General features: G+C 66.9%; 26 protein-coding genes and 1 pseudogene. 13 read left to right on the top strand and 14 right to left on the bottom strand.

Annotation, left to right across the window (positions count from 1 at the left end; translation table 11 throughout):
• Nucleotides 1-384: 384 nt before the first annotated feature.
• The gene (locus tag RNL97_RS00330) at nt 385-828 is read right to left on the bottom strand and encodes an ASCH domain-containing protein (RefSeq protein ID WP_243316590.1); all 444 of its coding nucleotides are present in this window, start codon (nt 826-828) and stop codon (nt 385-387) included.
• On the bottom strand, nt 825-1,076 hold the full coding sequence (locus RNL97_RS00325; protein ID WP_308381919.1) for a nucleotidyl cyclase domain-containing protein: 252 nt from the start codon (nt 1,074-1,076) through the stop codon (nt 825-827). Before RNL97_RS00325 ends, RNL97_RS00330 begins: the two co-directional genes overlap by 4 nt.
• Before the next feature lie 54 nt (nt 1,077-1,130).
• Between RNL97_RS00325 and RNL97_RS00320 the strand changes: the two are divergent.
• Nucleotides 1,131-1,858: pseudogene (locus RNL97_RS00320) on the top strand (IS5 family transposase); the annotation flags it as partial.
• Nucleotides 1,859-2,103: 245 nt separating this feature from the next.
• Here the strand turns inward: RNL97_RS00320 and RNL97_RS00315 are convergent.
• Entirely contained in the window at nt 2,104-2,529 is a 426-nt protein-coding gene (locus tag RNL97_RS00315; RefSeq protein ID WP_243316589.1) for a MerR family transcriptional regulator, read from the bottom strand.
• Nucleotides 2,530-2,590: 61 nt separating this feature from the next.
• Here RNL97_RS00315 and RNL97_RS00310 point away from each other — a divergent pair, with 61 nt between their 5' ends.
• Nucleotides 2,591-3,697, top strand: coding sequence for an alkene reductase (locus RNL97_RS00310; protein ID WP_313750249.1), 1,107 nt, complete (start codon nt 2,591-2,593; stop codon nt 3,695-3,697).
• A gap of 138 nt (nt 3,698-3,835) precedes the next feature.
• Here RNL97_RS00310 and RNL97_RS00305 read toward each other — a convergent pair whose 3' ends face one another.
• Nucleotides 3,836-4,732: a polysaccharide deacetylase family protein gene (locus tag RNL97_RS00305; protein WP_030593671.1), complete on the bottom strand. Its 897-nt coding sequence runs from the start codon at nt 4,730-4,732 to the stop codon at nt 3,836-3,838.
• Between the two features lie 386 nt (nt 4,733-5,118).
• Between RNL97_RS00305 and RNL97_RS00300 the strand changes: the two genes are divergently transcribed.
• From RNL97_RS00300 to RNL97_RS00275, 6 genes are all read left to right on the top strand, one after another.
• Nucleotides 5,119-6,264 carry a tyrosine-type recombinase/integrase gene (locus RNL97_RS00300; RefSeq protein WP_313750248.1) on the top strand — a complete coding sequence of 382 codons (1,146 nt, stop codon included), beginning with the start codon at nt 5,119-5,121 and terminating at the stop codon, nt 6,262-6,264.
• Nucleotides 6,265-6,277: 13 nt separating this feature from the next.
• Nucleotides 6,278-8,503: a tyrosine-type recombinase/integrase gene (locus RNL97_RS00295; protein ID WP_313750247.1), complete on the top strand. Its 2,226-nt coding sequence runs from the start codon at nt 6,278-6,280 to the stop codon at nt 8,501-8,503.
• 110 nt (nt 8,504-8,613) lie between these two features.
• The gene (locus RNL97_RS00290) at nt 8,614-9,261 is read left to right on the top strand and encodes a hypothetical protein (RefSeq protein ID WP_313750246.1); all 648 of its coding nucleotides are present in this window, start codon (nt 8,614-8,616) and stop codon (nt 9,259-9,261) included.
• A 112-nt stretch (nt 9,262-9,373) separates the two neighbouring features.
• Complete coding sequence (locus tag RNL97_RS00285) at nt 9,374-9,868, top strand: site-specific integrase (RefSeq protein WP_313750245.1); 495 nt, start codon at nt 9,374-9,376, stop codon at nt 9,866-9,868.
• A complete protein-coding gene (locus RNL97_RS00280) occupies nt 9,865-12,273 on the top strand; it encodes a site-specific integrase (RefSeq protein ID WP_313750244.1) in 2,409 nt (802 codons plus the stop codon). Before RNL97_RS00285 ends, RNL97_RS00280 begins: the two co-directional genes overlap by 4 nt.
• A gap of 101 nt (nt 12,274-12,374) precedes the next feature.
• Complete coding sequence (locus tag RNL97_RS00275; RefSeq protein WP_243316585.1) at nt 12,375-12,830, top strand: hypothetical protein; 456 nt, start codon at nt 12,375-12,377, stop codon at nt 12,828-12,830.
• Between the two features lie 234 nt (nt 12,831-13,064).
• Here RNL97_RS00275 and RNL97_RS00270 read toward each other — a convergent pair whose 3' ends face one another.
• Together RNL97_RS00270 and RNL97_RS00265 are read right to left on the bottom strand one after the other, a co-directional pair.
• Complete coding sequence (locus tag RNL97_RS00270) at nt 13,065-13,373, bottom strand: hypothetical protein (RefSeq protein ID WP_234313559.1); 309 nt, start codon at nt 13,371-13,373, stop codon at nt 13,065-13,067.
• Nucleotides 13,374-13,997: 624 nt separating this feature from the next.
• Nucleotides 13,998-14,738 carry a Type 1 glutamine amidotransferase-like domain-containing protein gene (locus tag RNL97_RS00265; protein WP_032766896.1) on the bottom strand — a complete coding sequence of 247 codons (741 nt, stop codon included), beginning with the start codon at nt 14,736-14,738 and terminating at the stop codon, nt 13,998-14,000.
• 221 nt (nt 14,739-14,959) lie between these two features.
• Between RNL97_RS00265 and RNL97_RS00260 the strand changes: the two genes are divergently transcribed.
• Nucleotides 14,960-15,777, top strand: a protein-coding gene (locus RNL97_RS00260; RefSeq protein ID WP_243316453.1) for an IS5 family transposase whose coding sequence is annotated in 2 segments (ribosomal slippage) — nt 14,960-15,302 and nt 15,302-15,777 — 819 coding nt in all. Because the reading frame shifts where the segments join, the coding sequence is not laid out codon by codon here.
• Nucleotides 15,778-15,833: 56 nt separating this feature from the next.
• A protein-coding gene (locus RNL97_RS00255; RefSeq protein WP_374115206.1) for an IS5 family transposase occupies nt 15,834-16,630 on the top strand; the annotation gives its coding sequence in 2 pieces (ribosomal slippage) (nt 15,834-16,170 and nt 16,170-16,630; 798 coding nt in all).
• Between the two features lie 22 nt (nt 16,631-16,652).
• On the opposite strand, the gene RNL97_RS00250 is transcribed toward RNL97_RS00255, so the two are convergent.
• On the bottom strand, nt 16,653-16,922 hold the full coding sequence (locus RNL97_RS00250) for a hypothetical protein (RefSeq protein ID WP_030580609.1): 270 nt from the start codon (nt 16,920-16,922) through the stop codon (nt 16,653-16,655).
• 100 nt (nt 16,923-17,022) lie between these two features.
• Between RNL97_RS00250 and RNL97_RS00245 the strand changes: the two genes are divergently transcribed.
• Nucleotides 17,023-18,153 carry an IS3 family transposase gene (locus RNL97_RS00245; protein ID WP_313750243.1) on the top strand — a complete coding sequence of 377 codons (1,131 nt, stop codon included), beginning with the start codon at nt 17,023-17,025 and terminating at the stop codon, nt 18,151-18,153.
• 416 nt (nt 18,154-18,569) lie between these two features.
• On the opposite strand, the gene RNL97_RS00240 is transcribed toward RNL97_RS00245, so the two are convergent.
• The 7 genes from RNL97_RS00240 to RNL97_RS00210 all read right to left on the bottom strand — a co-directional run bounded on the left by RNL97_RS00240 (nt 18,570) and on the right by RNL97_RS00210 (nt 23,243).
• Nucleotides 18,570-18,734, bottom strand: coding sequence for a hypothetical protein (locus RNL97_RS00240; protein ID WP_158709191.1), 165 nt, complete (start codon nt 18,732-18,734; stop codon nt 18,570-18,572).
• Between the two features lie 373 nt (nt 18,735-19,107).
• Nucleotides 19,108-19,953, bottom strand: a complete 846-nt coding sequence (locus tag RNL97_RS00235; RefSeq protein WP_313750242.1) for a serine hydrolase domain-containing protein — start codon at nt 19,951-19,953, stop codon at nt 19,108-19,110.
• 15 nt (nt 19,954-19,968) lie between these two features.
• Nucleotides 19,969-20,376, bottom strand: a complete 408-nt coding sequence (locus RNL97_RS00230) for a thiol-disulfide oxidoreductase DCC family protein (RefSeq protein WP_313750241.1) — start codon at nt 20,374-20,376, stop codon at nt 19,969-19,971.
• A 59-nt stretch (nt 20,377-20,435) separates the two neighbouring features.
• Complete coding sequence (locus RNL97_RS00225) at nt 20,436-20,939, bottom strand: hypothetical protein (RefSeq protein WP_234313549.1); 504 nt, start codon at nt 20,937-20,939, stop codon at nt 20,436-20,438.
• Between the two features lie 296 nt (nt 20,940-21,235).
• The gene (locus RNL97_RS00220) at nt 21,236-22,279 is read right to left on the bottom strand and encodes an HTTM domain-containing protein (protein ID WP_313750240.1); all 1,044 of its coding nucleotides are present in this window, start codon (nt 22,277-22,279) and stop codon (nt 21,236-21,238) included.
• Nucleotides 22,276-22,914 carry a DUF5819 family protein gene (locus tag RNL97_RS00215; RefSeq protein ID WP_313750239.1) on the bottom strand — a complete coding sequence of 213 codons (639 nt, stop codon included), beginning with the start codon at nt 22,912-22,914 and terminating at the stop codon, nt 22,276-22,278. The genes RNL97_RS00220 and RNL97_RS00215 overlap by 4 nt, the downstream gene beginning before the upstream one ends.
• Complete coding sequence (locus RNL97_RS00210) at nt 22,911-23,243, bottom strand: hypothetical protein (RefSeq protein WP_030593273.1); 333 nt, start codon at nt 23,241-23,243, stop codon at nt 22,911-22,913. Before RNL97_RS00210 ends, RNL97_RS00215 begins: the two co-directional genes overlap by 4 nt.
• A gap of 1,253 nt (nt 23,244-24,496) precedes the next feature.
• Here RNL97_RS00210 and RNL97_RS00205 point away from each other — a divergent pair.
• Nucleotides 24,497-25,003 carry a sigma-70 family RNA polymerase sigma factor gene (locus RNL97_RS00205; RefSeq protein ID WP_313750238.1) on the top strand — a complete coding sequence of 169 codons (507 nt, stop codon included), beginning with the start codon at nt 24,497-24,499 and terminating at the stop codon, nt 25,001-25,003.
• The gene (locus RNL97_RS00200) at nt 25,003-25,764 is read left to right on the top strand and encodes a relaxase domain-containing protein (RefSeq protein ID WP_313750237.1); all 762 of its coding nucleotides are present in this window, start codon (nt 25,003-25,005) and stop codon (nt 25,762-25,764) included. Before RNL97_RS00205 ends, RNL97_RS00200 begins: the two co-directional genes overlap by 1 nt.
• Nucleotides 25,765-25,784: the final 20 nt, after the last annotated feature.

The following is a 25,784-nucleotide window of genomic DNA, read 5'->3' as shown; positions in this document are numbered from 1 at the left end:
TTGAAGGTGGAGGTGATGTTCTGCGGCTCGGGTGATGAGCGTGTGCCGGACTCCGGCCATCAGCTGTGGGACGGGTCCAGTTCAGGCGGGTTGGGCAGGTCGGCACGATCGGATGCCTCGTCACCGCTCAGGTGCCCGCGGTCAGCGAGGGACTCGGCGATGTCCAGCACACGGCGCCAGTTGGGTTGGCCGCGATCCACGTTTCGGCGCAGCTCTTATGGACCGGCTCGCCTGCGTGGGAGCGCATCGGTGTGGGCCGCTCGCACAGGGCGCAGGAGCGGTTCTGCCAGCGGTCGAAATGCTGAGCGTTGCGCCAGTCGAGGAGGCCGCCGGGGGCCGGGATCAAGCCCGGCTCCACCGACGGCTTCTTACCTCGGGTGCGGGTCACGGCCGGAAGGCGGGCAGCTGCTGGAGGACCTGGTCGACCAAGTCGTCGGTCGGCTTCCACGGGTCGGGCTGCCCGCGTGCGGGGACGGGCAGGGGCAGCTCTTGGACGTCGGCGAGCTCGAGGTGCCAGGCCTCGGTGTGAGCCCAGGGGGAGCAGAGCCGCGCGCCGTCGGGGTCCTGGTGGCAGTCGGTGATCCGGGCGATGCCGATAACCGCGCCGGTGACCAGTTCGCGGTCGCGGATCGTTCGGGCGACCAGCGGCATGCGCAGGGCGGGGCGGTCGATCTGCTGGCCCGCGTGCAGGAGCACCCACCCGCGCCAGGACCAGCGCCGCGGGCGGTTCTCAACCAGCTTCGCGCCGGTCAGGATCGCCGCCGTCCAGGGCTGCTTGATGCTGATGCCGCGGATCCAGTCGCCCTCGGGCAGGGGTGCGACGCTCATGCGGCTCGCCCCCACACGGTGGTGCCCAGGCGGCCGGCCCGGCGGCCGTTGATGGACGGCGTGGTCGCGTGCGCGGCCGTGGCGACGACGGCCCTGCCGGAGTGCTTGCCGTCGTAGAGAGCGGCGTCGGCCGCCCTCTGCAACGCGGTCAGGTCCCGGGTGCTCAGCCCGTCCGGAGCCGCTGCGCCGACCGACGCGGCGACGTCGACCGTGCGGCCGTCGTTCAGGACGACCAGGGTGTGCAGCATTCGGACCAGCTGCTCCAGGCGGGCTTGGCGGCGGTCTGCGGCCAGGTCCAGGACCCACCGGCCTGCGAAACGAAGGCAGGCGGCAGTCCCGAGAAGCATCCCCGCCGGGAGATCGTGGACGCGATCCGCTATGTCGTGGACACCGGCTGCAAGTGGCGGGCCCTGCCAAGGGACTTCCCGCCGTGGCGCACGTGTTACGGGTTCATGGCCCGCTGGGCCGCTTGTGGGGTCGTCGGTCAGATCCGTGACCAGCTCCGCAAGCGGATCCGCCGCGAGATGGGCCGGGCTCCCGGAGCGGTCGCCACCGTCATCGACTCTCAGTCGATCAAGGCCGCCGACACCGTCGGCAAGGACTCCCGCGGCTACGACGCCGGCAAGAAAATCAACGGCCGCAAGCGGCACCTGGTCGTGGACACCAAGGGCCTGCCGCTGTTCGTCATGGTCACCCCGGCCGACATGACCGACCGCAACGCAGCCAAGGAAGTGCTGTTCCGGCTGCGGCTGATGCACCCCGAGATCACTATCGTCTGGGCCGACTCCGCCTATGCCGGACAGCTCGTGACCTGGGCCAAGACTTACCTGGACCTGACGATCAAGACCGTCAGCCGACCGAAGAACGTCCCCGGGTTCGTCGTTCTGCCCCGGCGCTGGGTCGGCGAGCCCTACACGCCTGGATCATGCACGCCCGCAGACACGCGCGGGACTACGAACGGCTCATCCAACACTCGGAATCGCTCATCACCTGGGCCGCGATCACGCTCATGACCAGGCGAATCACCCGCAGGAGCTCGCGCAGAAGCGGACAACCGGACTCTCGCGAAGCGCAACGGGACTGATCGAAATGGCGGTGACGGTCACCACCGCCACCCAGAGCCGCCCGATTCTTCGGGCCTGGGCGAATCCGCTCATCGCCACCGGGGGCCGTCAGCGGAATTGCTGATGTCGTCACCGGAGCAACCCAAGCCGCCTCTGTTCGAATCCTGAGCTGGGCAAACGCGCAGCTCAGGATTGAAAGCAGGCACTCAGCCTATTGCCATGCCGCAGGTCGGAGGCCGGACTGCGGGGCCGGGCCCGTCTCCTGCTGCTTCTCCTGGCGCGGCGCGGCGGCGCTGTCGATGACGGTGTCCAGCAGGCTGCGGGAGCGCTGCAGGTCCTCGATCATCCGGTCGATGCGAGCCCGCTCCACTGTCAGCTCGCTCACGAGGAACTCGTCGGCCGTCTCGGCCGGCCAGCCGTCGCTGTCGCGCATGCAGGGCAGCAGCTTGGAGATCTTCGAGCTGCACAGGCCGGCGGCGTACAGTTCCTGGATTCGCTGCACCCGGGCCACCGCCGCCTCGGCGTACTCCCGGTGTCCGCCCGGGGTGCGCTGGGCTGACAGCAGGCCCTCCTGCTCGTAGTAGCGCAACGAGCGCTCACTGACGCCCGTACGCCGGGCCAGCTGCCCGATTCGCATGACGTAGATCACATCATTTCCGCTTGATTCTCACATTGGTGTCAACTTCTACGGTAAACACATGACGCACGAAACGACGACCTCCCCCCTCCTGGCCCCTGCCCTCCTCGGCCGCCACGAGCTGGCGAACCGCCTGGTCATCGCCCCCATGACCCGCAACCGCGCCGAGAGCGACGGCACACCCACCCCGCTGATGGCCGAGTACTACAGTCAGCGCGCCTCGGCCGGGGCGATCATCGCGGAAGCGTCCACCCCGAACACGGTCGGCCAGACCTATCCGAATATCACCGCGCTGCACACCGAAGCCCACACCGCCGGATGGCGTCAGGTCACCAAGGCCGTCCAGGCCGCTGGCGGCGGTCCGATGTTCCTGCAGATCCAGCACGGCGGACGCGTCGGCCACCCCGACAACAGCGGCCTCACCCCGATCGCGCCCTCGCCGATCGCGCTGCCCGACCCCATCTACACCCCTTCCGGCTTCCAGGAAGCGGTCACCCCGCGCGAAATGACGTCCGACGACATCCGGCAGACCATCGCCGACTTCGCCGCCGCAGCCCGCCGCGCCGTCGACGCGGGCTTCGCCGGGGTCGAGGTCCACAGCGCCAACGGCTACCTGCTCCACCAGTTCCTCGCGCCCAACACCAACCAGCGCACCGACGCCTACGGTGGCAGCATCGACAACCGCATCCGCTTCACCACCGAAGTCGTCGACGCCGTTGCCGACGCGATCGGCGCGGATCGCACCGGCCTGCGCATCTCCCCCGGGAACACCGTCAACGGCATCACCGACACCGACGCCGACGACCTCTACCCCGCCCTACTGAAGGCCAACGCGGGCAAGGGGCTGGCCTACCTGCACGTCGCCTTCGCCGATCCCGCGCAGCCGCTCTTCGCCCGGCTGCGTGAACTCTGGACCGGCACTCTGATCGCCAACCCGGTCCTGCCCGCCGACCAGATCCCCGCAGACGGCGGACGCGAAGCAGCCGAACGCCTCCTGGTCGCAGGCGCCGACCTCATCGCACTGGGCCGCCCGTTCCTCGCCAACCCCGACCTCGTCCAGCGCATCCGCACCGGAGCCCCGATCAACACCGTCCGCGCCAAGTACGCGATGTACACCGGCGGGCCCACCGGCTACACCGACTACCGCACCATGCACACCCACGACTGACTTGGGTCTGGTCGGCGAACGCCAAGGACGAAGAACCGCTCCAGCCCCGGGCGGCGGGCACCTCGGTGAACGTCTCGTAGACCAGCCTGTTCGAATCCTGAGCTGGGGAACTCCCATCGGGACTTTGAACACAGGCACTCATCGAGGGCGGACGCTCTGGGACCAGACTCGCTGAATCGTTCGGTAGTCGATCACGGCTATGTCTTCCTGCTGGAGAACCTCACGGGCCTGCGGCGATGTCAGGAAGTCGTAGTCCGTCCGCCGCACGAGCCAGCCGTCGTCGACGGCCTGCGACTCCTTGTCGCCCAGACTGGGATGGACCGCCCATTCATTGAGCCCGGCAGGCAGGTCACGCAGCATCTGAGCGTATCGGGCCGCCTTGCCCTCGATGTCAAGGGAGAAACTGTCCAGGAAGTCGTTGTCGGTGACCGGCAGGCCACGTTCCCGCATCGCTTGGCGCCCGGGTTCGAGCCAGACCCTGACCGCGAGGCCGTACTCCGCTGCCAGAGCTACGGTCAGGTCGAGGATGTCGTCGCGGCCCCCATCAGCCAGGCAATGAAAGTCCAGATGCGTCGGCGTGAGCCCAGTGCCGGCGACGGCATCGATCTGGGCGCGGAACTCGAGTTCGATCTCATCGAGCCGAGCCTGGGCGAGCAAGGCCGCCCGGCCGCCAGGGGTCGGAGAGAACAGCTTCCCCGCGGGGTCCAGCAGTGAGGGAACCCGTTCTCTGGCGATCAGCGGACCCCACCGGATGCCGGGCATCTCGCACACCAGGGTCAGGTGGATACCGAACGGGATCTGCGGCTTCCTGCCGAGCAGTCTCATGGCCTGCGGCGCCCCAGGACACGGGACCATCAGGCTGCACGAGCCGGCGATGCCCTCTTCGATCGACTCGATCACTGCGGCGTTGATCGCTGGATACATCCCGAAGTCATCGCAGTTGACGATCAGCAACCGAGCGTCGGGGGGATACCCCAGTAACTCGCTCGACTGCTCCGAGGATACGACGGACGCGGGAGCGCTGGCTTCATCCATGCCCGCAGTGTGAGACCTGGCCGGGACCTCCGCACGGCAATTTGCCGACACGGAGCGACAGCGCCGTCATTTCTCGTGAACATCTACGAGCCCGCCGAGCATCAACTGCTGCCGCAACCCGTGAACAAACGCTGCTGCTGAACGTGAACGAAGCCACCTTCTCGTTCGCCATTTCAGCGGGCTCCGGGGCGGGTGGTGAGCCAGGTGGTGACGGCGGCCGCGCCGATCCCGATGGCGCGGTGGAGCGCAGGGTCTGTTAACTGCACCAACTCGGGGATCTGTTGGGTCCGGGGGCCATGAGTTCTGATCATGTGAGCGTGCATGAGAATCCTTCGCTTCATCGAGAACTGATTGACGGGCGGGTACGGCTGCCGCGGGTCGGGGCTGTGGTCGCGGGTACGACGCCGTCGCTGCCGTGGCTGGTGGCGGATGCCGCCGGCCGTGAGATCGAGCCGGTCAGCGTCTACCTGCGGGACCGGATGCTCGGCGACGCCAGTACGGCGACCTGCCGGAGCTACGGCTATGACCTGTTGCGCTGGCATCGGGTGCTGTGGGCCCTGGACGTGGGATGGGAGCAGGTCACCGAGGCGGAGACCGCGGCCCTGGTGGGCTGGCTTCGGCACGCCCGCAACCCCCAGCGCGAACGGAGGCGCCCCGGCAGCTACCCGGCCGGGTCCGTGAACCCGAAGACGGGCAAGCCCACCCTGCGGCCCGGATATGCGCCGGCGACGATCGCCCACAATCTGACGGTCGTCCACGGCTTCTACGCCTTCCACCATCCCTTCGGCCGCGGTCCGGTGGTGAACCCGGTCCCGGAGAGCGCGGCCCGCCGGGCCGCGCTGGCCCACCGCTCGCCGCTGGAGGTCCGCCGGCAGCACCGGCGGGCCCGACTGAGGCCGAAGGCGCCGATCCGACATCCGCGGTCCATCCCCGACGACCAGTGGGACGAGCTGTTCGCGCAGATGAAGTGCGCCCGGGACAAGGCCCTGTTGTCGAACTACCTGGCCTCCGCCTCCCGGGCGTCCGAGCTGCTGGGGATCGGTCTCGGAGACATCGAGTGGACCAAGGGCCAGCTCTGGGTGATCTCCAAGGGCACCCGGGCCCGGCAACCGGTCCCGACCTCCCCGGAAGGACTGGCCTACCTGGCCGCCTATCTGGAGGAGGATGGACTGCCGCCCGAGGGGATGCCCGTCTGGCGGACCCGCCGGGGCGAGTCCCGCCCGCTGACCTACTGGGCGGCCCGCCGCGTCTTCCAGCGGGCCTGCGAGGTCCTTGGGGCGAACTGGACCCTGCACGATCTGCGGCATACGGCCGCGAAGCGGATGGCCCGGGACCCGGAGCTGAAGCTGCACGAAGTACAGACGATCTTGCGCCACGCTCATATCAGCACCACCGAGCTCTACACGGCCGTCGGCCTGGACGACCTGCTGGACAAGCTCGGGGCCTACTACGCCCGGCCGGTTAAGCCGGTGTCGTGGCCGACCCAGTACGCCGCGGACGACATCGAGGCGGTGTTCGGTGCCGGGCAGTAAGGTCGGAAACAGCATGCGGATCAAGGGCCCGACGACCAACCGGGTCCGCCGCCACGAGGCCGAGGAGCCCGCCCGGAGCGGCGTCTACGCGCCGACCGCGATCCTCCCGGCTCCGCCTCCGCCGCCGTCCCGGCCGCCGCGCTCGCTGGGTGACCTCAGCACGGCGCCAGCGGAGGACATCGTCAGCGTGACGGCCGATCACTTCTCCCAGTCCGAGGCCCTGAAGCGGAAGCAACGAGGTTCCATGCGGGCCCTCCTCGGACACCTCTCCACCTTTCCCGGAGACACGTGGCAGGAGCGGTGGGAAGCCTCCGGCCACGACGGGGGACGGCCGGTCGGGGACGCCGCCGGTGACAACCGGCCCCTGCGGACGAAGCTGAACTGCGCGACAGGCCAGGCGTTCGCCCTGCGGCTGGTGCGTCCCACCTTGCTGGGCTTCCGCTGCAACCGGTTCTTCCACTACTCGCCCTGGTTCCGCGGTGTCGCCCAGGACCCCTTGCTGGAGGAGTTCTGCCGGCGGGCCGACCTGCTGCCCATGAGCCAGGCCCGCCGCACCCGCACAAAGTTCGACGTCTGCTGCGCGCTGACCGTCTTCGGTATCGACCTGAAGGACCTGACCCCTGAGGCACTGCTGCACTACGCAGTCGAGTCCCGCAGACACGAGCTGGCCGGAGAGAAGACCAGCTTCGCCGGCACCCTGGCCTGGCCGATCCTCCACGAGATGGGCCACTTCCCGGCGTCCGCCCCCCGTAGCCTGCGCGGTGCCGTTACCCGCGGGCAGATCTCCGTCGAGGAAGCCGTCGACCGTCACCAGCTCCACAACGGTGAGATGCGCGACCTGCTGGTCGAGTACATCCGCCGCCGCTCGGCGAACCTGGACTACTCGACTCTGCGGCAGCTGACGAACCTCCTGGTCAGAACCTTCTGGAGGCAGATCGAGAAGATCAACCCCGGCCAGAAGGACCTGAAACTGTCGGAGGAGACGTTCACACAGTGGAAGGAATGGCTGATGGTCCTGCCCGACGGCAAGCCACGGCTTGACGTCGACGGGCCGCTGATGGCCGTCCGCGCGCTCTACCTCGACCTGCAAAGCTGGGCCGCCGCCGAGCCGGAACGCTGGGCAAAGTGGGTCGCTCCCTGCCCGATCCGCGACGCTGACCTGCGATGGTTCCAGGTCCGCCGCCGTCGGCTGCAAGAGCGCATGGCCAACCGCACCCGCGACCGCCAACCCCTCCTTCCGATCCTTTCCCAGTACGTCAACGACAGATGGCACCGCCTGCGCACCCTGCTGGACGCCGCCCTGAAGGTCGAGATCGGCGAGGAGTTCACCGCCGAGGGCACCGCCTGGCTCCGCGTTTCCACCAAGGACCAGCGGCACAACCGCCCGCCGGTCCGAGCGGTCAACCGCGCCACCGGTGAACTGGTACACCTCTCCAGGGACGAGGGCTATGCCTTCTGGCAGTGGGCCATCGTCGAAACGCTTCGGCTGGCGGGCCTGCGGGCCGAGGAACTGATCGAGCTGACGCATCTCAGCGTCCGGCAGTACCAGCGGCCCAACGGCGAGGTCGTGGCTCTGCTCGTCGTCACTCCCTCCAAGAGCGACCGCGAACGGATCATCCCCATGTCCGCCGAGCTCTTCCACGTCATCGCCCAGGTCATCCGGCGCCACCGCAACGAGCACGGCACCGTCCCGGTCTGCGTCCGCTACGACAGCCACGAGAGGACCTGGAGCGAACCACTGCCCTACCTGTTCCAGAACTTCCACGGCGGCACCCAGCGCGGCATGGCCAACATCACCGTCTGGCGCATGATCGGCAGAGCCTGCGACGACCTCGCACTGACACACCCGCAGTTCAAGGACACCAGGTTCGCGCCCCACGACTTCCGCAGGCTCTTCGCCACCGAGCTGGTCAACAACGGCCTGCCTATCCACATCGGCGCCGCTCTGCTCGGCCACCTCGATATCCGAACCACCCGTGGCTACGTCGCGGTCTTCGACGAGGACGTGATCAGGCAACTACCACCAATTCCTCGCCCGGCGCCGGGCCGAACGACCGAAGGAGGAGTATCGGAACCCCACCCCGGAGGAGTGGACCGATTTCCAGGAGCACTTCGACAAGCGCCGCATCGAACTCGGTTCCTGCGGCCGTCCCTACGGAACTCCCTGCGCCCACGAGCACGTCCCGTTGACCGAACTAAGTTGGACGTTTCCTGGGCTCGTGCTGAAGCCGACGCATAGTGACCGTAAGGACGTTGTAGCTGCTTCTGGAGCTCCGTGGTGACTGCGTGTGTCCGGGCGGATCTGGTCTTATCGCGTGTCGTCGAGTCGGTCGACCCGTGGAGGTACGGATGTCAGAGCACAGCACGACGGTCCGGGATGTGGCGGCACTGAAAGTGGCGCGGGTCGGCCGCGTCGAGAAGAGCGGTGACCCGCTACGACCGTTCCGGCTGATGGACGCCGACGGCTCCGAGGGGGCGGCCGTCAGTGAGTTTCTGCACCACATGCTTGCTGACGACGCGAGTCCAGCGTCGCTGCGGTCCTACGCCTACGAGCTGTTGGCGTGGGTCCGGTTCTTACACGCGGTGGAGGTGCCCTGGCATCTCGCGAGCCGGGTCGAGGCCCGCGACTTCGCACTGTGGCTGAAGACCACGAAGAAGCCACCGCGCCAGCGCCGTCCCGACGCGCCCTCACCGGGCTCGGTAAACCCGGTCACGGGGAAGGCCGCGCCCGGCGAGAACTATGCCGCTCGGACCAGGCGGCACGCTCGCGCGGTGATCCGCTCGTTCTACGAATACCACCGCGAGACCCACGGCCGACCGCTGATCAACCCGTTCCCCCAGGGCGGTGCCGCCGAGGAAAGCAGTCCGAATGCGCATCACAACCCGATGCAGCCCTTCCGTCGCCCGCCCGCCGGGGCACCTATCAGCCCAAGGAACCCAAGCCGACTCCGCGGACCATTCCTGACCAGGCGTTCAACGACCTGTTCGCCGCGTTGAAGTGCAACCGGGACAGGGCCTTGATCGCGTTCTACATCTCCACCGGCGCCCGCGCCTCTGAGCTGCTCGGCGTCGAGCAGGGCTGGTCGCGCCCGAGGACCAGACGATCGGCGTGGTCCGCAAGGGCAGCCAGACCCTCCAGCACCTTCCGGCCTCCGCGGACGCGTTCGTGTGGTTGCGGCTTTACCAGGAGGAACTCCGCAGCACGGTCCCCAAGGGCCTGTCGGAGCCGTTGTGGCGGACACTTCGCCGGCCTTTTCGCCCGCTGGAGTACGACGCGGCCCGGATGGTCTTCACCCGCGCCAACCAGTTGCTCGGCGCGAACTGGACCCTGCACGACCTGAGGCACAGCGCGGCCAAGAGGATGGTCCGTGATCCGAATCTGACCCTCGCCGACGTGCAGTGGGTCCTTGGTCACGCCCACATCACCACCACGGAGATCTATATCGCTCCCACTCCCGACGAGGTCGTCGCCCAGGTCCTGGCCCACCATGAACGGCAGCGCACCGAGCTGGCCAAACCGCCGGCCCCGCCGGCGCCCGGCTACCGCCCCGAGGTGCTGGCGGCATTGTTCGGCACGTCGACCGCCAACGGGGATCGCCGGTGAATCCGATCGCGCAGGCCGCCGTTGTCGCCACGCCCGTCGAGTCGCCGGAGGAGGACAAGCCGCTGGAGTGGGAACCGCGGGTGTGCGAAGCGAGCTGGTGGCAGACCCGTCAGAGCCGGGAGAGCCTGGTCGAACGGCTGCTGGGATTGTTCACCGACCCCAGTGCCAGCCTCACCCGCGACAAGACGCGGCGGCGGGGCCTGAGCAAGGCGCTGGACTGGCTCGAAGGTCAGCGCGGAGAGACCTGGCAGGACCGCTGGATGGCCAGCGGAGCGGACGCCGCCGGCTTCGAGTGGACCGCTTTGCCCCTGAAGGGACGCGGTGCAACCAAGCGCCACCAGCGCGATGAACTGGCCACGGGACTGGCTCTCCTGGTCGCAGGGCAGGCGATCCGCCCCAGCTACGTGTGGTTGCTGCGGCAACGCCTGACGGTGATGCTCACCGAAACCCGGGCCGCCAGCGACCCCGACGCCTTCCAGCGGCTCGACCAACTGGCTCAGCACGCGACAGCCTCGGCCAGGTCCGACGCCCTGAACAAGCTCACCTGGATCGTGATCCGCAAGGGCGGCCGGGGCAGCGACATCACCGTCGGCGACTGCATCGAGCTGACAGCCGCGCTGGAGGAACACCACTTCCGCGGCAGCGCGGGCCGGCCGCTGTTTTACGCCCTACTCAAGGAGACCGGCGTGCTCCCGGCCAGCGCACCACCGCGGCTGCGAGTGCTTCGGATCGAGGGCCGTCGCAGCGTCGAGCAGATCGTCGACGGGTACGGCATCGATTGCCGGGCAGTCCGCGATCTGCTGGTCGAGTACTTCACCGAGCGGGCTCCCGAGCTCGACCACGTCTCGCTGCGTTCCATCGCCCGCAACCTGTGTCGGTTGTTCTGGCGCGACCTGGAGATCCACCATCCGGGCATCGACTCGCTGCGACTGGCGCCGGAGGTCGCGCAGGCGTGGAAGGAACGTCTGGCACACATTCGTGACGCCGAGGGCCACCCGGTGCGGCCGCGGGTGAACTTCCGCAGCGAGCTGGTGTTCGTCCGGGCGTTCTACCAGGACATCGCCCGCTGGGCAGCCGACGATCCGGCGCGGTGGGCGCCCTGGGTGGCGCCGTGTCCGATCAAGGCGAGCGAGTGCGCGACGAAGAAGTCCAGGTCCCGGGTGAAGTCCCGGATGGACCAGCGGACCAGGACCCAGCTGCCGTTGCTGCCTGCCCTGCTTCGCGCCGTCGACCGGCAGCGCAAGGACGCCGAGGCTCGCATCACCGCGGCTCGCGCGACGTCGGCCGGTGGACGGTTCCTCATTGCCGGGGAGGAGTTCGAGCGCTCCCGGTCCGGGCAGGCCGGCCGCGTCTATGCCACCGCGGTGGCCACCGACAGGCGGCGGAACCTGACGCACGAGGAGGAGGCGGCTTTCTGGTCCTGGGCGACGGTGGAGGTGTTGCGGCACACCGGTATCCGGATCGAGGAGATGCTGGAGCTCACCCACCACAGCTTCATCGCCTACACACTGCCCACCACCGGCGAGGTGGTGCCGATGCTGCAGGTCGCCCCGTCCAAGACCGATGCGGAGCGCCTGCTGCTGGTCTCCCCGGAGCTGGCTGAGGTACTGACCGCGGTCATCTTCCGGGTTCGGGCCGGGAGCGCCGCCCTTCCTTTGGTGTCGGCATACGACGTGTTCGAGCAGACCTGGAGCCCGCCCATGCCGTTTCTGTTCCAACGCCGGTACGGCACCGAGGACCGGCCGCTGACTCGCAGCTACATCCGCGAGTGCCTGGTCGCGACCTCGCAGTCCGCTCAGATCACTGTGGCCGGCGATCCACTCGAATGGCGCCCCCACGACTTCAGAAGGATCTTCGTGACCGACGCCATCCGCTCCGGACTGCCCCCGCACATCGCCGCGAAGATCTGCGGCCACGCCGCTCTGGACACGACCATGGGCTATGCCGCGATCTACCCGGAAGATGTGATCTCCCATCACCGGGCCTTCATCGCCCGCCGCAGAACCGAGCGACCCAGCGAGGAGTACCGCGAACTCACCGCCACCGAGTGGGACGAGTTCCTTTCGCACTTCGAACTCCGAAAGGTCGCCCTGGGAACCTGCGGCCGCGACTACGCGACCCCCTGCCAGCATGAAAACGCCTGTGTCAGGTGTCCCCTACTTCTCGTGGACCCGGCCCAGATGCCACGCCTCCAGGAGATCCACGGCAACCTCATCGACCGGCTCCAGGAGGCCAAGGACCAGGGCTGGCTCGGTGAGGTCGCCGCGATCGAGACCACCCTGGCCGCTGCCGCGCAGAAGCTGGAGGCCATGCGCGACCGTGCAGCACAACCGTCCACCGTCCATCTCGGCATGCCCGACATCCGCCGCGATGCCGGACGAAGCAGCACCAACTCCGAGCACTGAGCGCCGACGCGCTCTCGATCGTCAGCCAGCGAAATGTCAGTCCCCTCATGGAGTGGGGCCTGGCAGGATGCCCGGATGCAGATCTTGGAGGAATCGCACCGTTGCTGCGTTCGCTGGGTGCATCGAGTCATGTCTACGCCAGTTGGGGCGCGATATCGAAGGCCACCGTCGCGGAGGAGGTGTTCGCCCTCGTCATGGTCGCGCAGGACGACTGGGCGCATCAGGCTGTCGCGGGCGCGGTCGGTCCCGCGTCTGCCCGCGAGATCGAGGCAGCGTTTCGGCCCGTGGACGCGGAGGGAGCGATCGAGTTGATGACCAACCTGTCAGCCTTCGATCTCGTCTACTCTCGGAGCCTTCTCCGGGATCGCGATCACGCGGAGCGGGCGGCCACGCGAGTGGCGAAGCTGCTCGGTCGGGGCACGAGCTGGGTCACGAACACGGAGGGCATGGGCAACGGCCGCGCGTGGACGCCCGTCACCCGGCACGGCATCGATGTCGTCGTTGCCGGAACCACCGCAGAGCACTTCGTGATCCCCCTCGCCCTGGGCGACGACTAACGAGGGCCGGAGCATCTCGGAGTGTGACCTCTCGTCCTGGCCAGTACCTCAGCCTCCCGAAGAGCTCCCTCCTCCATCGTGTCGACCCCCGCCGCGGCCTCACCGACCCGCGCTACGTCGCTCTCAACGATTGGTTGCACCAGATTCACGGGACGCCCCACCCGCATAGCGCTGCTTGAAAATGCCTGAGCACCAAGCCGCCCGCGACACGAACATGGGCCGTCCCGCCAGCCATCAGTAGCGTCCGTCGAGAGCTTCGACGAGGCACCGGAGTTCACGTGCCCGCCGTCGGGACATCGCCAGAATCACCGCTTCGAGGTACTCGCGGGCCCGCCACGGGTCTCCGCAACATGCCCACTCCGTGCAGCCGCCGCTCTCGTCGTCCCACAGGCGTCGGTTCGGCTGGTGGACGAAGCTTCTCCAGCGCACCATGGCCGACCCGATCGAGCCCGGCCACAGGTGCTTCTTTTGACGTTCTATCCGTCGAACTTCAGCGAGACCTGCCGAGGACAGACCATGGATGATCGTGATGTCGTCCTGCATCCGGGGCCGGCGCGGAAGCTCGGCACGGACACGGCCAGGCCGTCTACGCGGCATCGGCCTTTCTGATGATCGTCATGCCGGTCATCATCCCACCAACTGGCACCGTCCGACCAGACCATAGACCGGTCTCGTGGTCCTGTGGACACGCCCTGACATCTCATCAGCGGCGCACAAGATGCCCCACGCGCCCCCGCTGCAATCCTTCGCAACCACTACTCACAGTGAAGAAGGTGCCGACAACTCCACCCACAAGACTCCGCTGGACAAGTTCGGATAAGCCTGCATCCGCTGCCCGGTCCTCCAGATCGACCCCCGCCAGCGTGGCCGCATCATCGAGATCACCCAGAACCTCCGCGACCGCATCCGCGAGGCCCGCGGCACGGCTGGCTCGGAGAAGTCGAAGGACTCCAGGTCAGCCTCGACGCCGCCACCGCCAAGCTCAACAGCCTCAGCCGGACTCGGGCCGACGGTCGGCCACAGCTGGTCGACCTCGGCATGCCCGTCCTCACCGACCACGCACCGTCACCTGCGCCGGGACTACCAGAACACGAGCCTCAAGGCTGATTGCTTCCGCACCCACGCGGCCGTCGGCCCCGCACCAGGCGGGGCCGCTCCCTCATCACTTCACGCGGTTGAAGTGGGCTGTTGTGCTGCGACGAGCAGGCGACATTGCATGGCCTGCTCGTCGACTCCGCCATCCTTGCCGGGCTCTACCCGATACAAACAGGCCTGAGGCGTACGCGTCACGGAGTCCGTCAGCAGACCGCCCGTGAAGAGGGCGCCGACACCGTCCTCGACTGCCCAGCCGGCCGGAAGCGCGCGGTCTGCCACGGCTGCCTGATAGGACAATCGCCGGCCGGGCTCACTGTCGTAGTGCGGGCAGACCGAGCCGGACAACAGGCCCAGCCCGTCCGAGAGGTGAGTCAGCGGCCCGAAAGAGTCGGTGTGCGAGCCCTCGGCCCAGCAGTTGGCACCAGCGCTGATGCCGCACAGCAAGGTCCCCCGGTCGAAGGCCTCGCGAAGTAGCCGGTCCACGCCGTGCGCGCGCCAGACCGCCAGCATGTTCGCGGTGTTACCCCCACCTACATACACGACGTCTTGAGAGAGCAGGAACGTGCGCAGGGCGTCGTCATCGAACTCCCGCCGAAAGAGATGCAAGACGCTGGGCTCGCAGGAACGTGACTGGTACGCCCCGAAGAACTGCTCGATGTAGGCGGGGGCATCGCCACTGGCCGTCGGAATGAAGCACACCCTGGGGCGAGGAACGGGCACCTGATCGAGCACCCAGTCATCCAGCAGCCCATCGTCGTCGGTGGAGAAGCCGCCTCCAAGGAGAGCCAAACGACGTTCCGGAACGACAGACACGAGGGTGCCTCCTCAGATCAAGATTCAGACGCGCATGATGCCCTGAACCGTGCCAAGCCATCGGCTCGGTCCGCAATCGAATAGCCCCTCTGACTGCCCGAGGCCCCATCCATCCGGGGCAAGCCACGGCCACCGCAGACGTCGAATGGCGGCAATCAGGTCAGTCCGCGGCCCACTCCTTAGACCGTGTCCTACGTGGTGAGGTGGTCGTTGGGCTGATCATGGGGCGGGGTACATGGAGTTGGATTGTTCCGGACGGACTGTGGGAGATCGCAAAGCCGTTGATCCCGCCGTCGAAGGTGCGGCCGCAGGGTGGCGGCACGCAGGACACGCCTCATGAGACGGTATTCGCGGCCATCATCTACGTGCTGGTCAGCGGCTGTGCCTGGCGCGCGTTGCCGCCATGCTTCGGGATATCGAAGTCGACGGCCCATCGCAGGTTCGTGATCTGGTCGCGGGCCGGCGTGTGGGGCCGACTGCACGAGGAGATCGTGCACCGGCTCTACGACGCCAGCCTGCTCGACCTGTCGCGTGCAGTCCTCGACTCCGCCCACGTGCGCGCTAAAAGGGGGGCGAACACACAGGTCCGAGCCCCGTGGACCGGGGCAAGCCGGGCTCCAAGGTGCACGTCCTGTCGGATGCGAACGGACTGCCCCTGGTCGTCGGTGTCTCCGCAGCCAACGTCCACGACAGCCTCGCGCTGAAGCCCATGGTCGCCGGTCACCAAACGAGACACGACCCACACTGCGGCCGGTACTTCAAGCCTCAGCGTCTTCACGCCGACAAGGCTGACGACGTTCCACACCTGCGCAGATGGCTACGCGGCAAGCGCATCGGCGTCCGCATCGCACGCAAGGGCATCGAGTCCAGCGAACGACTCGGCCGCCGAAGGTGGGTCATCGAGCGCACCATGTCCTGGCTCACGGGTTATCGCCGGCTCAACCATCGCTACGAACGAAATCCCCGCAATTACCTGGCCTTTCTCGGCCTCGCCGCAGCGCTCTGCTGCTACAAGCGACTCGTCCGCCTCACCACGTAGGACACGGTCTTAGACGGCGTGTCATTTGGCGTGCTGAGTAGTGTTCGGACGTGACGATCGTGGAGCGTCTGGTCCCGGACGGGTTGTGGGAGTTGTTCCACCGAGTGGTGCCAGTGGCGCCTGTGCGACCGCAAGGTGGTGGACGGCGGCGCTACGGCGACCGGGAGGTACTGGCTGCCGTCCTGTTCGTGGCTACCTCTGGCTGCACCTGGCGGCAGACCCCCGAGGTGTTCGGTCCGTCGTGGTCGACGGTGTACCGGCGCTTCACGGAGTGGAGCCAGGCCCGGGTGTGGGCCAAGCTCCACCGCCTGGTGCTAGACGAGCTGGGTGCCCGCGGGCACTTGGACTGGTCGCGGTGCGCGATCGATTCGGTGAACATGCGGGCCCTGAAAAAGGGGACCTGACGGGTCCCAATCCTGTAGATCGGGGCAAGTTCGGCTCGAAGATCCATTTGATCACCGACCGGACCGGTCTGCCCCTTTCCGTCGGCATCTCCGGCGCCAATCTCCACGACAGCCAGGCACTCGAGCCGCTCGTGCGCGGGATACCGCCGATCCGATCCCGCCGTGGCCCGCGTCGACGACGACCGGCCAAACTCTATGCGGACAAGGCCTACGACAACCGCCACTTGCGGCAATGGCTCCGTTCCCGGCACATCACACCCCGCATCGCCCGTAAAGGCATCGAGTCCTCCGAGCGGCTCGGGCGCCACCGCTGGACGATCGAGCGAACGATGTCCTGGCTTGCAGGATGCCGCCGTCTGCACCGTCGCTACGAGCGCAAGGCCGACCACTTCCTCGCCTTCGCCGGCATCGCCGCTACCCTTATCTGCTACCGGCGACTCGCCAGATAGCAATACCCTTCGGCACTCCAGGTCAGCGCCACTCGGGCGGAATGTTGGCGAGCTGCGTCAGCAGGTCCCAGTCAGCTGAACGGAACTTCGCGTCGTGCCATTGGGCGCCGCTGGCGACCCAGTATCCACGCAGCTCGCGGAACTGCGACACGTTGTCATCGCCGATGCCGGATTCGTTGTAGCAGCAGGGGCAGATGACGTACTCCGGTACGCCGTACTCGTCGAACACAGCTTCGCCATCGTCGTACCCGCAGATCCGGCAGGCGGTCTCGGTCTTGTCGTCCATGCTCATCTCGGCCAGAGCCTACCGATCGACGCCAAATGACACGACGTCTTAGTCCGGAAAATGTGGTTCGCGCTACGCGTGCGCTGCGTGGAGGCGCTCGAAGCTGATGTATCCGCCGTTCTCGTCGCGCCCGAGGAGGCCTTCCTCGAAGAAGCGACTCCGGACAGCGTCCGGGCACGACATCGGAGGAGTCCGCGGCGATGAAGGCGCTGAAGAGGGAGAACGCCGAACTGCGGCGGGCGAACGGCATCCTGAAGGCTGTGGCGTCTTTCTTCGCGGCCGAGCTCGACCGGCCACACACACGCTCGTAGCGTTCATCGACGAGCACCGGGACCGCTTCGGCGGCGTCGAGCCCATCTGCAGAACGCTCACGGAGCACGACTGCAAGATCGCCCCCTCCATTTACTACGCCTGCAAGAAGCGGCTCGCCGAGCCGTCGGCCCGGCAGCTGCGGGACGCCGGATTCAAGGAGCTGATCAGCAAGATCTACACCGACAACTACCGTGTCTACGGGCCCAGGAAGATCTGGCGCGAGCTGCACCGGCAGGGCCACCAGGTGGCCCGCTGCACGGTAGAGCGCCTGATGCGCGAGCTCGGCATCGCCGGCGCAGTGCGCGGAAAGAAGATCATCACCACGATCCCCGACGACAGGGCCGAGCGGGCTCCTGGCCGCGTCGAGCGTGACTTCGTCGCCACGGCGCCGAACCGCACCTGGGTAGCGGACTTCACGCACGTGGCGACCTGGGCCGACGTCGTCTACGTCGCCTTCGTCGTCGACACCTTCTCCCGCCGCATCGTCGGATGGTCGGCCGCCACGACGAAGGAGACCCGGCTTGTCCTGGATGCCCTGGAGATGGCCCTGTGGGAACGCGGCCGTGGCCAACACCCATATATTTGCGGCGAGTTGATCCATCACTCGGATGCCGGGTCGCAGTACACGAGTTTCCGGCTCGCCGAGCACCTGGATGCCGCTGGTCTCGCGGCGAGCATCGGCACGGTCGGGGATGCTCTGGACAGCGCACTGATGGAATCGGCGATAGGTCTCTACAAAACCGAGTTGATCAAGCCGCAGCGGCCCTGGAAGACACTCGCTCAGGTCGAACTCGGCACCGCCGAGTGGATGGACTGGAACTGCCACCGCCGACTCCACGGTGAAATAGGGCACATCCCACCCGTCGAATACGAGACCAATTACTACCTCAAGACCACGAAACCCCAGGTCACAACCACAATCTGAAGTCTCTACGGAACCCGGAACGGTTCATGGCGCTCCGCCGCCGTGGCATGGAGCACAGGTCCGGCATGCGAGCTTTCAAGGACCGAGTGGCCATATACGGCGTCATGGTCAAGGCGTGGAACGCACATGCACGAGGCGCTGGCATCTCATGCCTCAAGTTCACGTTCCACGACGCTGACGAAGCAGAGTTGCCTGTCCAGAAGAGGGGCAGCACGGGCCTCAAGGAGCGAATGCCTGAGGTGATCTGAGGGGGGGCGGCCCTGCCTCACTGACGGCACCCACATGGGTGCCGTCACCTGGGCGCACCCGGTGATCTGGCCGAGACCTGCTATCTGGAACTACCGTCGGCGGAGGCGCGAGCGCCTGGCCTTGGTCAGAGCCCGCCAGCGGTGGTGGATGGTCGCTGCACCGTCGGTCTACCGCGCGGCTGAGGGGTTGCCGTTGATGGTGTTGGCGATGTGGTATGCAACGTCGGTGTAGTAGGCATAGTTGTCGTTGTTGGTAAGCCTGTGCAGGCGGCCAATGGCCGAGGTGGCCGCGTTGGCGTCGGTGTGGTGGAAGACGACGGCGAGTTCGAGCATGACCTCGGGGGCGACGAGGCCGCTGGCGTAGATCTCGGCGCGCAGGACGTCGGCGCGGCCGGGGACGTTGCGGTCGGTGCCGACGTCGCGGACGAGGGCGGGGAGACCGGTTCCCAGACGGAGTCGCTGACGTAGGCCCAGGCAGCGTCGGTGAGCCAGCCCAGCTCGAGGCGGAAGTCGCGGACAAGCGTAAGCCCCTGGCGAAGGCAGCCGACGAGGAGCAGCCGGTCACCGCCCCCTCCCCTCCGGCGGCCCACTGGGCGCCAAGCGCCGAAAGTGCGCGTGCGGCGGCCTGCTGCCAGTCGGTGGGGGTCCAACTGTCGTCGGTGAGGTCGTCGGCGCCGGCGTGGTGCGGCGTTCCTGCGTGCTGTGTTCAAACTTCGCGGGACGTTTCAGTCACCGCGTTCTTCAGGACTTGGGCAGCCATCTTTTCCGTCGGCAGTGGCTGTCCGGAGAGGCGGTGGACCATGACCCAGGTGCCGTCGTCCATGGCACCCGCGAAGACGGAGGCGCCCCGGGTTGCACCGTCGTGCCAGCGCAGTCGGCCCGTCGTCTGCCACGAGGGCGCAGGTTCGCCAAGACATCGTTCGACGAGCAGCTTGGTCAGGAGGTGGGCGGTATCACGCGGGGTGGCCCACAGGCCTCCGGCGGGCAGGATCGCGCCGTTCATGGTCCAGGGGCGTAGGCGCCGCCCCAGGAAGCCTCGTCCGGACAGTTGCTTGTCCGGTGGTGGGTTCGAGGTGATTGCGGTCAGGTCCAGGGGCGCGAGCACATGTTCGTGCAGCAGTTCCTCGTACGGCGCTCGTGCTGCTGAGGCGAGGGCGGCGCCGAGGAGGGCGTAGCCGAGGTTGGAGTACTCCGCTTTCCGGCCCGGGGTGCCCGTGGTGAAGGAGCCGAGGTTCCGTACCACTGAGTCTAGGGATCGGGCGTCGAAGTCGACGTAGGGGTCGGATCTGCGTAGACGGGGCGGGACGCGGGGGAGGGCCGCGGTGTGCTCCGCGAGATGTCGCAGGGTGATGCCGGTTCCGGCAGGGGCGGGAAGGAACTGTTCGAGGGGGTCGTCCATCTGGAGGGTTCCGGTGGAGGCCAGTTGGACGAGCAGCGTTCCGGTGAGTGGCTTGGTGAGCGACCCGATCTGGACGAAACGGTTAAGGTCGTGGCCGTGGCTGACCTGGGGCTCGTGGGAGCTGCTGAGTATGCAGGCGGGTACGTGGGGCATGGGGGGCTTGTGCTTTCAGTTGTGGGGGCGGGGCACTGCGCAGGCAGCTGTACCGCCTGGCATCCGCTGCCGGTTTCTGGCCACCCAGCGGTAGACGAGGTTCGCGGCTGGGCGGATCAGGGGCAGTCGCAGGAGCTTCCCGACTCCCCGGTACGTGCGAGCTGGGGAGGATCCGAGAAGGCCGGCGAGGGCGGCAACACCACCGGCGCGTACCTGGTCTCCGTGGAACAGAAGGACCTCACGGTCCAGGCGTTCCAGGTGTGGCTCTGTCAGTTCTGCCGGGAGGGCCTGCCAGGCGACTGCCGCTGTGCGGGGGCGGGCCCGTAGCTGGATCTGCCGGACGGCGCTCTGGCAGAAGCCGCAGCCGCCGTCGAAGGCGAGCACGGTCCGCTTTTCTGCGTCGCGGGTCGTGGAGTCGTTCATAGCGTGCCCTCCATCGCTGTGCCGTTTTCAGGTGTGGAAGTGCTGGCGGGTTGTGGGGCTCACATCATCGGGGCCAGCCAGCCTTCGAGGACTGCTTCGCGCTCATGCGAGTGCAGGACGTCGGAGGGCTGGTTCTCCTGCCACCATTGCGTCAGTAGGGACGGCGAGGCGCTGCCCCGTACGAAGTGGGAAAGCAGACCGAGCGAGAGGTCGACCTCCCGTTGTGTGTAGGCGGTGGCCGCGCCGGAGAAGACCGGTGTTTCGACACGATGGTCTTCTCCGGCGCACACCACCGCCGTCATCATCGACGGGCCGCCCGGGCCCCAGGCGTTCAGTGCTGCGGCGACGACGCTCGTCAGCCGGGCCGTCCAGCGGGCCGCGGTTGACCGGACCGGGATATCCAGGACCTGCAGGTCTGTCACGTCGGCCCAGGGCCATGCCTGTTGCGAGGCACCTTCGCCGACCGACAGCCGGGACGGAAAGAGGAAGACGCCAGGGTCCTCCTCGACCGGAGGCGAGCCCAGGCAAACCTTGCCTTGCTCTATCCAGAACAGGCCGATCATGCACCCTTGCCGGTTGAGCCGGTCGTCCTGGGGCGATGGCGCTTTCATTTCCAGCTCCGTTTCTCGGTCACAGACGCAAGGTGTCATCGTCGGCACCGGAGTGCTGTCTGTAGGACACCGGATGCTGGCCGCCTCTATCCTCGTCGGCCAGAACCCACAGCCGGCGGCCGGTGAAGCAGCCTTCTGTCCGGTACTTTTGACCGACACTAAGCAGCCCTCCTGCCTGCGTGGCCTCATTCTGGCCATGCCAGAGGTGGAGGTGGCACCGGGGGCGGGTTCGGGGCCAAGCCGATCGGCTACCCCGCTCTTCCGGAGCCGACCGACTCAGGGGAGGTGTGGTCCTCCTTCACCTGCCCGCTTCCGGCCGTGTCCCCGTCGTGTGAGCCTTGGGCTGGGGGCGTTTCCAGCCTGCGGGCGCGGGCCTTTTGCAACCGCGTGGTCGCGTAGGTGACGGCCTCGTCCAGCCCTCTGCTCAGGAAGACCAGATCGCAGGCCACCATGGTCAGGGCGAATCCGGTCAGCCCCATGAACAATCCGATCCCGAGGTGGAAACCAATGGACATGACCGCGGCCCACGGCCGCAGGGCAGGTACCAAAATTCCCAGAGGGAAGTAGACGAGGAACAGAACTGTCACATACGTTCCGGAGAACACCAGGAAATCGTTCTCGTACACCAGGTGCGACAGTGCCGGAAAGCTGAATTCTGGAACTCTCAGGACATAGAAGAGAGCGGTGCCGTCCTGCCACATCTGCCCCTGAACCTTGTAGAGGCCGCTTACCACATAGACCAGGCACATCTGGAGCGCGATGGCAAGCACGCCAAGGTTGTGCAGCGGCGTCGCTGTTACGCGAACTCTGTCAGGCAGGCGGGATGCAAGTTTTGTGCCTACCCCACTGGGAAATGAGAAGCGGTCATAGCAGCGCGTCAGGAGAAGCATGGGAATGACGAGGTAGGCAAGATTGTCCCCGCCGTCCAGCAAGACCGTCTGACGTTCGTATATCGACCACAGGAAAACCCAGTGAACGGCGAGGCCTACCCGTCCCCCTACCCCCAGCGTGACCAGAAGCGCGGCGATGATGCCCAGATGGAAAACAATCTCGAACCAGGCACTGGAAGAGCTTATGACATAAAGGCTGAAAGAGCCGTTTTCTGCGACTCGGTCAGCGAACTCCTGCCACGGGAGAACACTGTCCGGACCGAAGAGGAATGCTCGGTCACCGTACTGGCTGATGTAGTACATGAGACCGACGAATCCGAGAAGAACTCGGGTACCGGATACACCGACCACGCTGACCGGACTCAACGTCCACCCGTCAAGCTTTTCGAGAATCCTCCTCATTTGAGGGTGTCAACCTCTCTCCAGGACAGGTCCTGATACTTGGTGGACCCCTTGGCGGATTCATCCTTCCGCTGGGACCACGGCGGCAGCTCATGCACGTAGACACGTACCTGGACGGCAGCGGGACGGCCGGCGCACACGCCCGGCATTTGCGTCAGGGAGTACCGGCTCAGGAACCTCTCTGCCTGTTCCCGGGACGTCTTCTCGTACGGCAGGAGGGGGAGTTGCTTCTTCTTCGCTTCTTTTTCAGTGTCCCGCAGTCGCTGAAGGACCGGGTCGCTGCTGTCCAGCTGCGCGACGGTCCCGCTGACCAGACGGTTGATGCGTGACGGGAAGAAGCGGTCGCTCTGGACCTTCTGGACGTAGGGGCCGGTGACGTCGTAGAAATCGGTCGCTGTGCCGTCGGCGCATCGGGCGCGGGAGAGAATTCCACGTTCGTCCGACAGGGGGTCCGGAGCAAACAGCATCCAGTTCTGAGCCAAATAGGGCTGCATCACGTCGTTGACCTGGCTGTAGTACTTCACCTTCATCGGAGTCAGAGGCATCTGCGAGAAGGAAGAAAACAGGAAGTAGATGCCCAGGAGGGCAGCGCCGATGATCAGCGCCGCCCTCCGGACCATAAGGTGTTGTGTCACTTGTCGAATACCGTGTCGATCGCTTCGGCGTTGCCGATCTTGTCCGCCGGCGCGACAGACCCGCCGAGGAAGTTGCCCGCGACCTCGCCGGCGGCCTTCCCGACGGACGGGCAAGCGGCCTTGGCATGCACGTACGCCTTGCCGGCTGCCTTACCTGCCGCCTTGACGAGTCCGCCGAGCGCCTGCGGACGGACGTCATCGGTCTGCTGGACGGAAGTCTGGGCGGAGGCCTGGGCGGCCGGAGCCGAGGCCTGCGCGGAGCCCTGAGTGCTGATCACGAGGGCGAGACCGCCCATAGCGACGGCGGCGGCTGCAGCGAACTTCTTCATCTTCTCTCCTTCACGTCTCTGGCCAACGCCAGAGGACGCTTGATGTACGACTGACACTCTTCACGTCGGAAGAATTCAACATGGCGACTCGCTGTGCAATGCGCATGCAACACCGCACTTATGTGAGAGGCCTGGCCCGAAGTGCGATGACTTCCTTTAACGGAAACCGTCGTTCCACTTCGCGCCAAACCGATTACGGAATTCCTGCTGCTTTCCCGACAGGCATGACCGTTTCACGAGCGAGATCCAGTTGTCCACGCAGTTAACGTTTAAATTGGCTTCCAAAAAACACCCTTGCCTCAGCATCTCTAACGATGGACCGAGGGAGGCAAAAATAAGGCAAAGGGGACAAAGGTTCACCGAAACGCTGGCTTGTTGATGGAGCATCCAGCTCCGCTCATCTCTGCTGGCCGGCGGGAACCCGCATTTAAGTCAAAGTCCCGGGCCGAACGAATAGCCGATGAGATCAGGATGGCTTGATCCAATCCGAATGATGTGAGGAGCGTCACGCATAAGGGAATTCACGTAAGAGGGCGGGCTGAAAAATGAATGCCGAAAAGAGGCCTATGGATCGGTCCGCGCCAAACGAGGGCTTGTTTTGTTCGCAAGGCGCGAGTCATTCGCGCAGGATGACGAAGCACCGCACAGGACCAGCGACGTGGCGACACGCCTGCTATAGGTCTCCACGCGGTCGTGCCGGGTCGCGGTGCACAACTCACCTGCACTCCCAGGTCCGGGATCTGACGGATGGAACACCGCGTCAGGGGATCGAGCGCCCGTGCGAGTTAACCGACGCACCCCTCGATCGGTAGCCAGCCGTGGAAGGGCGCCGCTGTTTCAACCGGGCACAGGTTCCGGAACCGGCGTGGGTCGCCTCCGGTTCGGGCGTCGGACGGATAGCGCGTACCGCGTAGTCGGATCGTGGCCCCGCGCGCTTCACCGTGGTCTCACAGTCTGCGAGTTGGCTGCTTTCACTCGTTCGTGGCGAGAAGCCGACCAGGACCAGGCGCTACAGGCGTGACCCCCATCACACCTGGGGCGCCGCGCTGCTCCCCGCGGACCCTTCTGCCGCGACCGTCACGCCAGGTCAGGGCCGGTTCGCCAAGCGTGGGGCAGTCACGCTATGGGGTTAGTTGATCTCCGTACGTCATATTCGTGCGGGTGCGCATGCGCGTTCGGCGGATTCGGCCGGTTGAGTGGTTCGCGACGGCACCCGTTACCAAGGGCCAACTCAGCCTCAACGAAGAGGATCCATGACCGACGACGTACGCGAGGAGTCCGGCCACACCCCGGTGGCCGAGGTCCCGCCCCCGCTCCCGATTCCCCTGGAGCTCGAGGCCTACTACCTCTCCAACCAGGACGCGTTCCACGAGTTCGCCCTGGCCATCCTGAGGACGAACGATCTCGCCGAAGAGGCCGTGCACCGGGCCTTTGTCGAGATCAAGCGGCAGTGGGACAGCCTGCTTCTCGAGCCCGATCTGCCCGAGCAGGCATGGAGCATCATGCGCCGCACCGTTCTCGACGAGGTCCTCGGGACGTTCCGCGAGAGCCTGCCGTTCATGGACAGCGACATCGGCCTCTACCCGGCGATGTGCAAGCTGTCCCCGCGCCAGTTCGACGTGGTCGTGCTCAAGGCCATCGGCAAGTACGACACCAAGCGCATCGCCTGGTACATGGGCCTCACCCCCAGCACGGTCAGCCACCACTGCTGGGGCTGGCGACCGAGCCGCGCACCGTCACCCCGGGGCGCCGGCCGGTGATGGAGATCGCCGGAGTGCCGCACGAGCTGATCCGCTGGACCTCCCGGCGCAGCGACCAGATCGCCACCTGCCTGGCGGAGCTGGAGCACGAGTACGTCACCGCCGTCGACGACAACGGAGACCCGAAGTTCCTGCCCGTGGTCTCGGAGCGGGCCCGCGCCAGGCTGGAGCGGATCGCGGCGAGGAAGACCCGGCCGCCCAAGAAGGAGAAGGCCCGCTCGCTCGCGCAGCTGCGCGCCGACTGGAAGCAGAGCGCGATCCTCACCTCCGGAGTGGCCGCGTCGGTCATCAACTCCCTCCTCGAGCACGCCCGCGCCGCAGCCGCGGCGATCCGGGCCCGGGTCACCGCCATCGTCTACGTCGAGCTGGCCGCCGCCGATGTCGCCGCGACCGTGTTCGTGATGAACGAGGGCGACCGCTTCCACCGCAGGCACCTGCTCGCCGAGGCCCGCCGACACCTCGTCCTGGTCCTGCGCGGCCGCCGCCGCGACCCGGGCCTGGACGACAGAATCGTGGCCGCCGCCATCTCCGCCCACTGCCTGGACATCAGCGAGCCGACGACCGTACGCGGACTGGAAGCCGGCTACCGCCTCTACACCGCCCGGTGGAACCTCGCCGACCTCCCCGCCCGCCGCCACCCACCCACCCCAGCACCCGACCCGGACCGGCAACCCCCGACCGATCCCGGCGAGCCGCCTGCGCCCCCCCCGGGGCCAGGACGCGGGGGAGTGGGAGGTCCCCCGCATCCCGCCGCAGTATGAACGAGCCGTCCTCGCCGGAG

This window comes from Streptomyces parvus (assembly GCF_032121415.1).
Lineage (GTDB): Bacteria > Actinomycetota > Actinomycetes > Streptomycetales > Streptomycetaceae > Streptomyces > Streptomyces globisporus_A.
The sequence above is the reverse complement of the archived record's forward strand: the minus strand, read 5'-3'. Positions and strand labels throughout refer to the sequence as shown.